The organism is Mucilaginibacter sabulilitoris, from assembly GCF_034262375.1.
In the GTDB taxonomy this organism is placed as follows: Bacteria; Bacteroidota; Bacteroidia; order Sphingobacteriales; family Sphingobacteriaceae; genus Mucilaginibacter; species Mucilaginibacter sabulilitoris.
Genome location: NZ_CP139558.1, coordinates 1,394,562 through 1,408,812 on the forward strand (window position 1 = coordinate 1,394,562; position 14,251 = coordinate 1,408,812).

Consider the following 14,251-nt stretch of genomic DNA (forward strand, 5'->3'; position numbering starts at 1 on the left):
CTTTGGAGAGGATTTAGGTGAGGTCCTATCTCCAGGCTTTATACTGATTAATCAAACCATTGGTTGATGAATCATGGCTGCTGATCTCGCTATTGTCTTTAAGTTCAGGAAGAATTTTGCCGGCCAGTTGCTTGCCCAGCTCAACACCCCATTGGTCAAAGCTGTAAATGTTCCAGATAATGCCCTGAACAAATATTTTATGCTCATACATGGCTATCAGTGAACCCAGGCTGTGTGGGGTGATTTTTTTAAGCAGGAATGAATTTGTTGGCCTGTTGCCCTCAAATACTTTAAACGGTGCAATGGCGGCTATTTCCGCTTCTGATTTTCCGGCAGCTTTCAGTTCTTCAATAACAACCTCTTCGGTTTTGCCGTTCATTAAAGCTTCGGTTTGCGCAAAAAAGTTTGACAGCAGCATGTTATGGTGCTCGCCAAGCGGATTGTGTGATTGTGCCGGGGCAATAAAGTCGCAAGGGATCAGTTTAGTGCCCTGGTGTATCAGCTGGTAAAAAGCATGCTGACCATTGGTGCCCGGCTCGCCCCAGATAATTGGGCCGGTTTGGTATTCCACATGTTTGCCATTGCGGTCCACATGTTTACCGTTACTTTCCATATCGCCCTGCTGAAAATAAGCAGCAAAGCGGTGCATGTACTGGTCGTATGGTAAAATGGCGTTGGTTTCGGCCTCAAAAAAGTTATTGTACCATACGCCAAGCAATGCCAGTGTAACCGGGATGTTTTGCTCAAATTCAGCCGTTCTGAAATGTTCGTCGGTAGCATGTGCACCGTCCAACAGTTCGGCAAAATTATCAAAGCCTATGCTTAGGGCTATAGAAAGACCGATAGCACTCCATAAAGAGTAACGGCCGCCCACCCAATCCCAAAACTCAAACATGTTTTTGGTATCAATGCCGAATTTTTCAACCGCTGCAGCATTAGTAGATAAGGCAGCGAAGTGCTTGGCTACATCAGCTTCTTTGGCGCCCGCAGCTAAGAACCAATCGCGCGCGCTGTGCGCGTTGCCCATGGTTTCCTGCGTGGTAAAAGTTTTTGAAGCAACCAGGAACAATGTAGTTTCCGGATCAACTGCTTTTAAGGTCTCCACGATATGGGTACCATCCACATTACTTACAAAGTGTAGGTTAAGGTGGTTTTTGTAGGCCTTTAATGCCTCGGTAACCATTACCGGACCCAGGTCTGAGCCGCCGATACCTATGTTAACTACGTCGGTAATAGGTTTGCCGGTATAACCTTTCCATTCGCCTGAGATAATGGCGTGGCTAAAGGCCTTCATCTGGTCAAGAACTTTATTTACATCGGGCATCACATCTTTTCCGTCAACATAAATGGGTTTGTTGCTGCGGTTGCGCAGAGCGATATGCAGTACCGGCCGACCTTCGGTAACGTTGATCTTTTCGCCCGAGAACATGGCTTCAATTGCCTTGTTTACTGAACATTCTTTAGCCAGTTGTATCAATAAGGCGATGGTTTGGTCGTCGATACGGTTTTTGGAATAATCCAGCAAAATGTCCTCAAACTGAATGGAGAATTTTTTAAATCGTTGATTATCAGTATTAAAAAGCTCTTTTAAGCTTTTAGATACGATGTCGATGTAGTGGTCTGCTAAATATTTGTAAGACTGCGTGGTAGTGAAATCTGTATTTGGCAACATAATTGAAGTGGTTTTTTAACAAAAGTAGCAAGTTAATTGTTAGGTGGATATTAAATTCAAAACTAACTATTCTTAGTGTTACTTCAACACGGTTTACATAGTGTTTGTTTTACACCAAAAAATTACGAAAATTTTAAAAATATTTGACAATTGTTTTGAAATTTAAAATGATTATTTAATATCTTTGTCTTGTTGGTAATCAAATGAGTGATTTATCATCAATATGTAAATTTAAGTAAAAATATACGAGGTTATGTTTGAGAAACTTTTTTTGCTTGTAAAAGATAACGCCGGGACGGCAGTTGTCAACAATCCGGTAATAGCTGCAAAACATCATGATGCGGTAATGATTGAAGCCTCAAGTTCAATTATTGAGGTTTTAAAAGGCCATATGGAAAATGGTAAGTTGAAAGAACTGGTAAAGTACTTTCAGTCGTCGGGTATTTACAATCATTCTTTAGTGTCGAGCATAGTTAACCGATTTGCCAACCGGTTAAACACTTTTTATCATATTGATCCTGCTCATGCGCTTTCAATTGCAAAAAACCTGATACCTCAGGTGATGCACGAGTTGGTAAAAGCGTCAAAAAGTGAACAGATCAAAGAATTTGGATTAACAAATATGCTTACCAAACTAAATGGTAACCGTGCAGACTTGAGTTTGCTGGTTAACAAATTAATGGTTGCTTAAAAATATTATAATCTACTTGTTAGGCCTGTGAATTGATTAAACAATTTGCAGGCCTTTTTATTTAAGCCGATTATCAAATTGTATATATTTGCCAAATGACTAAAGAACAGATTCAGGATTTAAGGGATAGATTAGTTTCCCTGAGGAGGCATCTTTGACATCGACAAGAAGCTTGAACTATTACAAACAGAACAGGAAATAACAGTAGGCCCTCATTTCTGGGATCATCCCAAAGACGCCGAAAAGGTACTGGCATCCATCAAAACAAAAAAAGTTTGGACAGATGAATTTCAGAAGGTAGCATCGGTAATTGATGATACTGGCGTGCTTTTTGAATTTTACCAGGCCGGTGATGCTACTGAGGCCGAAATGCAGGAGCAGTATAACCAGGCCATTAAGGTGGTTGAAGAACTGGAGTTTAAAAACATGCTCTCGGCCGAAGAAGACCAGTTTAATGCCGTATTGCAAATTACAGCGGGTGCTGGCGGTACCGAAAGCTGCGACTGGGCTGGCATGCTCATGCGTATGTACATTATGTGGGGCGAAAAGAACGGCTATAAGGTTACCGAGCAGGATTATCAGCCCGGTGATGTGGCTGGCGTTAAAACCGTAACCCTGCAATTGGAAGGTGATTTTGCCTACGGCTATTTAAAAGGCGAGAACGGTGTACACCGCCTGGTGAGGGTATCACCTTTTGATGCTAATGCCAAGCGCCATACGTCATTCGCGTCGGTATATGTTTATCCGCTGGTTGATGATACTATTGAGATCGACATTAATCCTGCCGATATCGAGTTTGAAACCTTCCGCTCGGGCGGTGCAGGCGGGCAAAATGTGAACAAGGTAGAAACCGCGGTGCGTTTATATCACAAACCTTCGGGCATTATTATAAAAAACCAGGAGTCGCGCTCGCAATTACAGAATAAGGATAATGCCATCCGCTTATTGAAATCGCAATTGTATGAAATTGAAATGCGCAAACGCATGGAGATCACCAATACCATTGAAGGCAATAAAAAGAAAATAGAATGGGGGTCACAAATCCGCAACTATGTTTTACATCCGTACAAACTGGTGAAAGACTTGCGTACTGACCATGAAACTTCAAATGCGCAAGCGGTACTCGACGGTGAACTCAACGATTTTCTGAAAGCCTACCTGATGGAATTTGGCGGGCCCAAAAGCTAACTCATTTGTAATTAAAAAGATACACGGCGCTGTCAGTTTTGATAGCACCGTTTTTTGTTTCAGATTCAAAATATTGTAGTTTTGGCTCAACCAGCTTTATAACCTAACGTATGAAAATTATTTTATCGGCCCTTATTTTAACTGTTGCAACCACTATGGCTTACAGCCAGGAAAAACCCATCGTACTTTATCCAAACGGTGTACCCAATTCAAAGACTGCACCAGCCGCTTATGTAGAAAATACGAGTAAAGATTTTCATATCAGTAAAGTAACCGATCCTACAATAACCCCTTACTTGCCGGCAAAAGGTACCGCTAACGGAGCTGCTATCGTGGTTTGTCCGGGTGGTAGCTATTCTATATTAGCCTCGGCGCATGAGGGCACTGCCATTGCGCAGGAGTTTAACAAAATAGGAGTAACCGCTTTTGTTTTAAAATACCGCCTGCCCAGTGATGATATTATGAAGGACAAATCCATCGGTCCGCTGCAGGATGCGCAAACCGCTATCATGACGGTACGTAAACGCGCCGTCGAATGGGGTGTTGATCCGAACAGAATAGGTATTATTGGTTTCTCGGCAGGAGGGCACCTGGCCTCAACCGCCGGAACGCATTTTGACAAACCGGTAATTGAAAATAACAACGTCAGCGTACGCCCTGACTTTATGATGCTCATTTACCCGGTAATCACCTTTGGCGAATTTTCACACGTGGGTTCGCGCGAAAACCTGATCGGTAAAACACCATCGGCAGCGCAGGTTGATCTGTACTCCAACGAAAAACAAATTACTGCCAATACACCTCCTACATTTTTGGTACATGCCGAGGACGATAAGACTGTACCGGTGCAAAACAGCCTGATGTTTTATGATAGCCTGCTCAAAAACCATGTAAAAGCCGAAATGCACGTGTTTCAGGAAGGGGGACATGGATTTGGCTTGAACAACTCCAAAAACAAAGGCAAATGGTTTGACTGGGCCGCCAACTGGCTTGATGAAAACGGATTTTTGAAGGGGAAGTAGGATACATTCCAGCCTTACGAAGTTTTTAAAAATTTCGTAAGGCTGTCATTGATAAACTGCTATGAAAGAAATAGACTTCATTGCTGAATTAACATACCTTTCTGCCGAAGATGGGGGGAGATCAACACCTGCTTTTTCGGGCTATCGACCACAAGTTAAGTTTGCTTTTAGCAATATGCAAACTTCAGGACAACAAACATTTTTAAATAAAGATATTGTTTATCCGGGGGAAATGATTCTTGCTAAAATAGCTCTTGCGTCACCTCAATTTTTTGAGAAAAAGCTGTATGTTGGGCTTGATTTTGAATTTAGGGAAGGGGCGAGAATAATAGGGAATGGAAGAATAACCGAAATCTTAAACAGAGATTTGGAAAAATAGTTATGGGAAATATTAAACTTCGTAAGTGCTTTATGAATTTTTAATATATAAAAAAACATACTCCATCCCATCCAACTCATCCATAGCCTCACCAATTTTTATAAAACCTAAGCGGGTTACCAATTGGAGTGACGGTGTGTTGTCAGGCGATATGGATACCGCAAACTTCTGAACACCAAAATTACCTTGCGCCCAGGTCATCATTGCCTTTAATGCTTCGGTTGCGTAGTTAAGCCTTCTGTACCCAGTAAAAATACGATAACCCAGTTCAACCGCATCCCGCACGTAAGTATGCAGGTATTCAGGATCAGGGCGGGTATGAAAACGGATCATCCCTATCATTACTTTCTCCTCCGGCAATATAATGGCCCTTGCCGACCATGGGAAATAATCCGAATCGCTATCCAATTGTTGCTGGCCGTATCTGAAACTGCTGGTATGTTCCAGCAGTTCTTTGGGTATACCGGCGCCAAGCAAATTGCCCGCACTCCGCAGGTTACCGGCCAGGCACGCCTCAATAACATCAGTACTCATGAGGCGAAGTATCAGTCGCGGTGTAATGATATCATCTAAAGGGGTATTCGTCATAAGGGTGGGGGGAGTGTTATTCGAGTATGGCCAGCAGCTCGTTCATTTCGTCAACCTTTTCCATGGCGCCTAAGTTTTCGTAAGCACTGATGAGGTTGCGGATCACCCTTTTAATGATCTCAGTATTGGAGCATGGTTCATAAAACTGCTTATCAAACTTCAGGTTCAGCTGCTTCAGGAACATATCCACATCGCGCCGGCCGAAGATAAACCCCTTGTTAAACGCGTTGATGTAAAATAGAATGTTGCTTTCAAACTCACTTTGCTGGCTTTCGTCAAGGTAGGCTAAAATAAAGTGCTGCGGCAAGTTTACACCATAAACAGGTATATCCAGTTTCTGGGCAATTACAGAGTAAATAATGGCCAATGATATCTGGTTGCCTTTTTTTGTTTCGAGCACCTGGCTCAGATAGCTGTTTTGCGGGTCGAGGTGATTGGATGTGTTGCCGCTAAAACCATATATGTTATAAAACACATGGTTAATCAGCTTTATTTGCTCTTTGGGACTGGCCTCGTGCATCATCTGTATCCAGATGTCGCGTTTAATACCTTCTACCTGGTTAATGATCTTTTGCTCGTCGAGGTCGGGGTATTGGTAGCGGTTAATGATCAGGATGCCCTGTAGCAGGTCAAAAGCCCCGCTCTGGTGCCATAATTTGAGATCATTTTTCAGGGTGCCGAACTGTATTTCGTGTACCAGGTTGGCAATGCGCTCCTGTTGTATGGCGTCAAAAGCCTGCTCAAATGCCGATTCGAGGTAGGCAATGGCCTCTACGCCGTATGACATTAGTTTATCATGCACATGCTCATATATCTCAACGTCGGGGTCGTCGAGCAAGCGGATCAGGGAATTTACTTCAGTGGGATTAATCATACGCCGTAACGCTAAAATACTAAACCTTTATTTATTTTTACAGCGATGTTAAATTTTAGGTTCGTTAAGGATTACCTGTTGCACCGCCTCAGGGCAAAAAACAGGCACGGCTTACACTCTCCATTTGTTTACAAGCTGGTTGATACTGTAATTTACGATTATGCCGGCCAAAAAGTATACCACGAAATTGAAGATATACGCAAAAAGTTACTTGTTGACAATCGCGTGATCACCATAACCGATTTGGGTGCGGGTTCACACCTGAACAATAACCGGCAAAAACAAATAAAGAGCATCGCAGCGAATGCGCTCAAACAACCAAAGCTTGCTCAGTTGCTTTACCGGCTGGCGGCGTATTTTAAACCTCGTAATATTATTGAGCTGGGCACTTGCCTGGGTATAACTACGCTTTACCTGCAAAAGGCGGTGCCAAACGCTAAGGTCTATACCATGGAGGGCTGTCCGCAAACGGCGGGTGTGGCCAGCGAAACTTTTGAGCAGGCAGGTTTAAATAACATCGACCTGATAACCGGTAATTTTGATGACAACCTGCCCGGGGTAATTGATAAGCTTGATAAGCTCGACTTTGTGTTTGTCGACGGTAACCACCAGAAAGATGCTACCCTCAAATATTTTGAATGGTGCCTGCCAAAAGTGCATGAAGGCACCCTGCTCATATTTGATGATATATACTGGAGCGAAGGGATGAAAGAGGCCTGGGCACAGATCAAGGCACATCCGCAGGTTACGGTAACGGTCGACCTGTTTTGGATAGGGCTGGTATTGTTTAAACCTGGCCGGGCCGAAAAGGAGCACTTTCTGATCAGATATTAGTAAGTGGTATGTTATACGTTTGACGTGATACGTTTTTATGCGTACAACGTATTACGTAAAACGTACCACCTCCTCGCCTAAAACGCCTGCCCTAAACCTACATAAAAACCACTTTGACGGGCTTCGCCGGCAACTTTTTGGCCAACGCCGTAATCGGCACGTATACTCAGGCCTTTTTCTATATCAAAAAAGTAACGGAGGCCGCCACCATAGTTCGGTTTAAGTTCGCTGAAGCTGAAATCTTTATTAAATACCTCGCCGGTACCTACAAATCCAACAATACCTATGCGGTCGTTCAGTCGGTAGCGCAGTTCTGTTTGGCCAACGGTAAGGTTGCGGTCGCGGTAACGGCCATTGTAGTATCCGCGCATAATCTCGTCGTTGCCCATAGCCGGGAGTAGGAAAAATGGCGATTGTCCGCCAATCATGCTTTGGTCCTGAATATCTATTCCCAGTACCAATTTTTTAGTGATTAAAAAAAACTGGGTGTACTCTATATTGAAAAAGCCTCCTTTATAATCAAAACCCGATATACCTTTGGTTAGTTGAAGCGACGTGCTGATGAGCGCGCCGCGGGTAGTATAGGTGTTATTGTTACGACTGTCAAAAATAAGACTTGGCCCAACATATATGCTGGTGCCCCCATCCCTGAACTGCACCCGCGGATCTGTATAAAAAATACTTTTAGGCTGGCCGTCGCTAAAACTGTAATGATCGCCGCCCGCAACCAGTCCTACATAAAAATTATCAGCAACCTTTTTTTCGGCGGCAAAGTTTATTTTCAATCTTTTTTGCCCAATACGGTCTTTATTGGCTTTAACGGTGTTGTTGCCTATACCATAAAAATCAAACGGGAAATTGATATAGCCAATGCCGGCGGTATAATGATATTTGTTTTGCGGTGTCCAGTAGCTGGTGCTCAGGCTAAGGCGGTTTTGCCCTTTGGTGGTAATGGTGGCATAGCCAAAAATATTTGATACACGGGTATTGCGACTGGCCGTATCGGTATAAAAAGAATACAAACCTGCGCCGCCTGCTTCCAGGCCTGTTTCGGGCGCCGAACTCAATACAGGCAAGATAACAAAGCTGCTTTTGCGGGTTGTATCTTTATCAAAATACATTTTCCTGATGAATTTGGGCAGCAGGTGAGTTTGCGAAAAAGCAGTTTGTACACTTATAATAATAAGCAGAGTAGTAAGTATTTTTTTCATAGGGTATGTGGTGGCAAATATATGATTTCAAATGTGCAAATGCGCGGGTATGCAAATGTGCGGATTTCAAATGTGCAGATAAAAATCCCGGTTCAGACAAAAATCCACTTATCTACACATTATAAAAATGCCTACTTTTGCACCGAATTTTATTGATATACTATGAGCATCACAAGAGGACCTATTTCGCAGTTTATTGAAAAGAACTATCTGCACTTTAACGCGGCAGCATTAATGGATGCGGCAAAGGGATATGAAACGCACCTTGACGAGGGCGGCAAAATGATGGTTACCCTTGCCGGTGCTATGAGTACGGCAGAACTGGGTATTTCGCTGGCCGAGATGATCCGCCAGGATAAGATAGCCATCATTTCGTGTACCGGCGCCAATCTCGAAGAGGATATTATGAACCTGGTAGCGCACTCGCACTACAAAAGGGTGCCTAATTACCGCGACCTGAGCCCGCAGGAAGAGTGGGACCTGCTTGAAAATCATTATAACCGAGTTACCGATACCTGTATCCCGGAGGAGGAAGCATTCCGCCGTTTGCAAAAACATATCCATAAAATATGGAAAGATGCTGATAACAGCGGTGAGCGTTATTTTCCGCATGAGTACATGTATAAAATATTGCTGAGCGGTGAGTTGGAACAATATTATGAAATTGACCCTAAAAATTCATGGATGCTGGCCGCTGCCGAAAAAAACCTGCCAATTGTTGTACCAGGCTGGGAAGACAGCACCATGGGCAACATTTTTGCATCGTACATAATTAAAGGCGAAATTAAGGCATCTACCATGAAAAGTGGTATTGAATACATGGCCTGGCTTGCCGACTGGTATACCAAAAACTCATCGGGCAAGGGCATTGGCTTTTTCCAGATAGGTGGTGGTATTGCCGGCGACTTCCCGATATGTGTTGTGCCGATGCTTTACCAGGATATGGAGATGCATGATGTTCCGTTCTGGAGCTACTTCTGCCAGATATCCGATTCAACAACTTCTTACGGCTCGTACTCAGGCGCTGTACCTAATGAAAAAATAACCTGGGGCAAACTGGATATACATACGCCTAAGTTTATTGTGGAGAGCGACGCTACAATTGTTGCACCACTGATATTTGCCTGGATATTAAAACAATAATTTAAATTTTCAATAAGTTGACGGTGCAATTGACAATTGAAAAAATTGCGCCGTCAATCAAAAAGCCTGCCTATGTTGTTTAAAGGGCTTTTTGAAGTTATTTAGAACGATTATAAATTATAGGTTACTGTCATTTATGTGTCAGCGATACTGTAATAAATTTTACTTTTGTGCCTGAAATAATCAGATAGAATTACATCTATACAGCGGTTTCAAACATTAATATAAAAATTATTTAGCATAAATACACTTTATGAGAAATTTCTCATTGATTTTTAAACAATTCTCAAGGTCGGTTCTGATCATTGCCGGGTTTGCTTTTTGGGGTTTTTCAAATGCTTATGCACAAGCCGATGTGGCTAAAGGCGAAGCGATCTTCAAAGCCAAATGTACTGCCTGTCATAAAATCGATCAGCAATTAATTGGTCCTGCGCTGGGGCCGCAGCTTACCGAAGAAACGGATGACAAGTACCTAATCCAGTGGATCCAGAACAACCAGGCGTTGATCGCGGCTAAAAATCCTAAGGCCTTAGCTATTTACAACAAGTTTAACCAGGCCGGCATGACGGTATTCACCGAGCTTTCCGACGCTGATGTAACTAATGTTATAGCCTATGCACGCGGCGAGTGGAAAACCATGCAGGAAGAAAAAGCCAAAGGTGGCGGTGCTGGCGGAGCAAACGCTGCGGTTGCAGAAACCGGCCCAAGCAGCATGGTTATCTGGGGGCTGATTGGTGTTATCGTTATCGCGTTCATCGTAATACTGGTATTAAACAGGGTAGTAGCTACTTTAGAGCGCTTGCTGTTAAAAGGTAAAGGTGTTATAATTGAAGACGAAGCTGAACCAACTGCCGAAGAAGCTGCTGCAAAAGCTGCCAAGAAAGACCTGCTTAAACAGATCCTCAAAAATAAGAAACTGGTATTCTTTATTATACTATGTGGTACGATTGCTATGGGCAGCTGGGGCTGGGTTACGTTGTGGAACACCAACGTGCACACCAACTATCAACCGGTACAGCCTATCAAATACTCGCATGAACTGCATGCCGGTACCATGAAAATTGATTGTCAATATTGCCATACCGGTGCATACAAATCAAAAAATGCTTCTATACCATCATTAAACGTATGTATGAACTGCCACAAGGTTGTTAAAACCGAGTCGCCTGAAATACATAAGATATATGACGCGTTAGGGTACGATCCTAAAACACAAAAGTATGACAGCACCGCGGCTAAACCTATCCAATGGATACGCGTTCACAACCTGCCCGATCTGGCTTACTTTAATCACTCACAACACGTAAAAGTTGGCGGTATTAAATGTCAAACCTGCCATGGTCCTATTGAAACCATGAAAGAGGTTAAACAATATTCACCGCTTACCATGAAATGGTGTATACAGTGCCACAAACGTACCGAAGTTAACGGTAAAGGAAACGCTTACTATGATAGCATACTTGCTGCTCACGATAAGATCAAGAAGGGCGAGAAAGTTACTGCCGCGGTATTGGGTGGTATCGAGTGCGGTAAGTGTCACTATTAATAAATAAGAATTTAGCATTACAGTTTATATAGCTTAAATGGACAGCAATAAAAAATACTGGAAAGGTTTAGAAGAACTAAACAGAACACCAGAATTTGTTGAGAAAAATAAAAACGAATTTGCCGAACCAATTCCAATTGAGGAAGTGCTTAGCGGTGATGGTTTATCTGCCAAAACTCCCCGCCGCGACTTTTTAAAGGCGCTTGGCTTTGGTGTTGGCGCGGTAACACTGGCTGCCTGTCAGCGAGTACCCGTACATAAATCAATCCCTTACCTTATAAAGCCAGAAGAGGTTACACCTGGTGTAGCTAACTACTACTCTTCAAGTTATGAGGGACAGGCCATTTTGGTTAAAACACGTGAAGGCCGCCCTATTAAGGTAGAAGGCAACCCTAATGATGTTTTTGCAAAAGGTGGTTTAAGCGCACAGGCACAGGCTTCGGTACTGGACCTGTATGATGTAAACCGTTTAAAAGATCCTAAACTAAACGGCAGCGATGCAGGATGGTCAGAAATTGACGCCTTTGTAATTAAAGAACTTGCCGCTGTTAAAGCTGCAGGCAAAGCCATTCGCCTGGTAACATCAACTGTTCACAGCCCGTCTACCTTAGCGGTTATAGCCGATTTTATTGCGCAGTACCCAACCACTAAACATATCAATTACGACGCGGTATCTTATACAGGTATTATACAGGCCAACCAAAACAGCTTTGGTAAAGCCGTATTGCCTCACTACAATTTTGATAAGGCCGATGTTATAGTAAGCTTCGGGGCCGATTTCCTTGGATCATGGATCTCTGGCGAAGAATTCACCCGTCAGTACGTATCCAACCGTAACAATAAATCGCTTCAAAACAAAAAGATGTCACGTCACATCCAGTTTGAGAGCGGTATGAGCATGACAGGTACCAATGCCGATAACCGTTACCCTGTAAAACCATCAGAAGAAGGTTTGGCAATCATAAGCCTTTACAATGCTATTTCGGGTACTACTTTGCCAGGTTCAAAAAAACTAAGCAGCAAAGCGGTTGATAACGCTATTACCTTAGCAGCAAAAGAATTGGTTGCCGCTAAAGGAAAAGCTTTGGTAGTTGCAGGTTCAAACGATGTGGCTACACAGGTTTTGGTTAACGCTATCAATTCCTTGCTGGGCAGCTACGGTACTACAATTGACCTGGATAACCCATCAAAACAATACGCAGGTAACGATGCCGAGTTTGTTGAGTTTGTAAGCGAAATGACCCGCGGTGATGTAGGGGCTGTATTGTTCCTGAACGTTAATCCTGCTTATGATTACTTTAAAGGCGCTGATTTTAAAGCAGCCCTTAACAAAGTACGTTTAAAAGTATCCTTTGCTGATCATGAAGATGAAACAGCCGGATTATCAAACGTAATAGCGCCAAACCACCATTACCTGGAGTCATGGGGCGATGCTAACGCGCTGGAAGGTTACTACACTGTAGTACAGCCAACCATTAACCCGGTTTACAATACCCGCCAAGCCGAGCATAGCTTATTAGTATGGTCTGCTAACGCGGTTAAAGATTATTACACTTACGTACGTAATGTCTGGAATACCAACCTACTGCCAAAAGGTGGTTTATCTGGCCAAAAAGGCTGGGAAACCTTATTGCAAACTGGTTTTATTCAAACACCTGCCAATACCCCGGGAACTTATACTTTTAGCCGCGACCTGAATGCTGTTGCCCAAACTATTTTAGGCCATAGCAGCTCACTTGCAGCTCCCGAAGGAAAATATGAATTACAGGTTTACCAATCACAAGCTATTGGCGATGGTAAACGTGCCAACAACCCATGGTTGCAGGAGTTGCCAGATCCGGTATCTAAAGTTACCTGGGATAACGTTGCCGCTATATCTGTTGCCGATATCAAGAAATTAAAACTTGAAGAAGGTGATGTAGTTAAAGTAACCGTAAACGGTGTAACTGTTGATGTACCTGTACTGGCTCAGCCAGGCCAGGCTCAGGGCACCATCTCTATAGCGCTTGGTTACGGCCGCACACAGGCTGGTCCGGTAGGTGATAACGTAGGTAAAAACGTTTATCCTTTCTACAGCTTCCGTAATGGAACATTTCAAACCACAGCTGTTGCCTCATTTGAGACTACAAAAATCAAATCGCCGCTTGCGCAAACACAAACGCACCACACTTACGAAGGTCGCAGTATCATCCGCGAAGCCAAGTTCTCTGAATACAAAAAGAACCCGGCTATACACAGCGGTAACGAAGGCGGACACAAAAACTACGATGAGGAAAGCATGTGGGATATTCCAAGCCATGACCGCCCTGTTTATGACTGGGTTATGGCTATCGACCTGAATGCCTGTACTGGTTGCGGTGCCTGTGTGGTTGCCTGTAGCGCAGAAAATAACATACCTGTTGTAGGTAAAGACGAAGTACGCCGCCGCCGCGAAATGCACTGGATACGTATCGACCGCTACTACAGCTACCAGGAAAAAGACGAATCGGTTACTGAAGAGTATGAGATAGCCAAACTGGAAGATGAGGCTTTTGATCATGTAACAGTAGTACATCAGCCAATGCTTTGCCAGCACTGTGACCACGCTCCGTGCGAAACAGTTTGCCCGGTACTGGCTACCGTTCACTCATCAGAAGGTTTAAACCAGATGGCTTATAATCGTTGCGTAGGTACACGTTACTGCGCAAATAACTGCCCTTACAAAGTACGCCGCTTTAACTGGTTCAACTACTGGAACGATTCTCGTTTTGATAACTACCTGAACAATGAGCATACTCAACTGGTGTTAAACCCGGATGTTGTAACCCGTTTCCGTGGGGTAATGGAAAAGTGCTCAATGTGCGTACAACGTATACAAGCAGGTAAACTGAAAGCTAAAATGGAAAAACGTCCTCTTAAGGATGGCGAAATCAAAATGGCTTGTCAGCAAACATGTTCAGCAAACGCTATTGTTTTCGGTAACAGAAATGATCCTAACTCTGAAGTTTCAAAAGCACTGAAGAGCGAAAGAACTTACTACGTGCTTGAAGAGCTGAACGTACAGCCTGGCATTGGTTATCAGACAAAAATTAGAAACGTATCTGAATTAGAGGCTTAAAATTTT

Annotated in this window: 12 protein-coding genes; 8 read left to right on the forward strand and 4 right to left on the reverse strand. The window is 43.4% G+C overall.

The genetic code is table 11. The features are described from left to right. Positions 1 to 25: 25 nt before the first annotated feature. Positions 26 to 1,672, reverse strand: a complete 1,647-nt coding sequence (pgi, locus tag SNE25_RS06115; protein ID WP_321564210.1) for a glucose-6-phosphate isomerase — start codon at positions 1,670 to 1,672, stop codon at positions 26 to 28. A 253-nt stretch (positions 1,673 to 1,925) separates the two neighbouring features. On the opposite strand from pgi, the gene SNE25_RS06120 reads away from it, so the two are divergent. The 4 genes from SNE25_RS06120 to SNE25_RS06135 all read left to right on the forward strand — a co-directional run bounded on the left by SNE25_RS06120 (position 1,926) and on the right by SNE25_RS06135 (position 4,952). Further along, positions 1,926 to 2,363, forward strand: coding sequence for a hypothetical protein (locus tag SNE25_RS06120; protein WP_321564211.1), 438 nt, complete (start codon positions 1,926 to 1,928; stop codon positions 2,361 to 2,363). Positions 2,364 to 2,458: 95 nt separating this feature from the next. Further along, positions 2,459 to 3,551 (forward strand): peptide chain release factor 2 gene (prfB, locus tag SNE25_RS06125; RefSeq protein ID WP_321564212.1). Its coding sequence is split into 2 segments (ribosomal slippage): positions 2,459 to 2,518 and positions 2,520 to 3,551, totalling 1,092 coding nucleotides; the frame shifts between segments, so codons are not numbered across the junction. Positions 3,552 to 3,661: 110 nt separating this feature from the next. Next, positions 3,662 to 4,573 (forward strand): alpha/beta hydrolase, encoded by a 912-nt coding sequence (locus SNE25_RS06130; protein WP_321564213.1) that lies wholly within the window; start codon positions 3,662 to 3,664, stop codon positions 4,571 to 4,573. Positions 4,574 to 4,634: 61 nt separating this feature from the next. Then, positions 4,635 to 4,952 (forward strand): EF-Tu C-terminal domain-related protein, encoded by a 318-nt coding sequence (locus SNE25_RS06135; RefSeq protein ID WP_321564214.1) that lies wholly within the window; start codon positions 4,635 to 4,637, stop codon positions 4,950 to 4,952. 30 nt (positions 4,953 to 4,982) lie between these two features. Here SNE25_RS06135 and SNE25_RS06140 read toward each other — a convergent pair whose 3' ends face one another. Both SNE25_RS06140 and SNE25_RS06145 read right to left on the reverse strand, forming a co-directional pair. Then, entirely contained in the window at positions 4,983 to 5,540 is a 558-nt protein-coding gene (locus tag SNE25_RS06140; RefSeq protein WP_321564215.1) for a GNAT family N-acetyltransferase, read from the reverse strand. A gap of 16 nt (positions 5,541 to 5,556) precedes the next feature. Then, positions 5,557 to 6,414 carry a transglutaminase-like domain-containing protein gene (locus SNE25_RS06145; RefSeq protein WP_321564216.1) on the reverse strand — a complete coding sequence of 286 codons (858 nt, stop codon included), beginning with the start codon at positions 6,412 to 6,414 and terminating at the stop codon, positions 5,557 to 5,559. 45 nt (positions 6,415 to 6,459) lie between these two features. On the opposite strand from SNE25_RS06145, the gene SNE25_RS06150 reads away from it, so the two are divergent. After that, entirely contained in the window at positions 6,460 to 7,248 is a 789-nt protein-coding gene (locus tag SNE25_RS06150; protein WP_321564217.1) for an O-methyltransferase, read from the forward strand. 77 nt (positions 7,249 to 7,325) lie between these two features. On the opposite strand, the gene SNE25_RS06155 is transcribed toward SNE25_RS06150, so the two are convergent. Beyond that, positions 7,326 to 8,459: a BamA/TamA family outer membrane protein gene (locus tag SNE25_RS06155; protein ID WP_321564218.1), complete on the reverse strand. Its 1,134-nt coding sequence runs from the start codon at positions 8,457 to 8,459 to the stop codon at positions 7,326 to 7,328. A 162-nt stretch (positions 8,460 to 8,621) separates the two neighbouring features. Here SNE25_RS06155 and SNE25_RS06160 point away from each other — a divergent pair, with 162 nt between their 5' ends. The 3 genes from SNE25_RS06160 to SNE25_RS06170 all read left to right on the forward strand — a co-directional run bounded on the left by SNE25_RS06160 (position 8,622) and on the right by SNE25_RS06170 (position 14,245). Continuing rightward, the gene (locus tag SNE25_RS06160; protein ID WP_321564219.1) at positions 8,622 to 9,602 is read left to right on the forward strand and encodes a deoxyhypusine synthase family protein; all 981 of its coding nucleotides are present in this window, start codon (positions 8,622 to 8,624) and stop codon (positions 9,600 to 9,602) included. Positions 9,603 to 9,855: 253 nt separating this feature from the next. Beyond that, positions 9,856 to 11,148, forward strand: a complete 1,293-nt coding sequence (locus SNE25_RS06165) for a cytochrome c3 family protein (RefSeq protein ID WP_321564220.1) — start codon at positions 9,856 to 9,858, stop codon at positions 11,146 to 11,148. A gap of 37 nt (positions 11,149 to 11,185) precedes the next feature. After that, complete coding sequence (locus SNE25_RS06170; protein WP_321564221.1) at positions 11,186 to 14,245, forward strand: TAT-variant-translocated molybdopterin oxidoreductase; 3,060 nt, start codon at positions 11,186 to 11,188, stop codon at positions 14,243 to 14,245. The last annotated feature ends 6 nt before the right edge of the window (positions 14,246 to 14,251 follow it).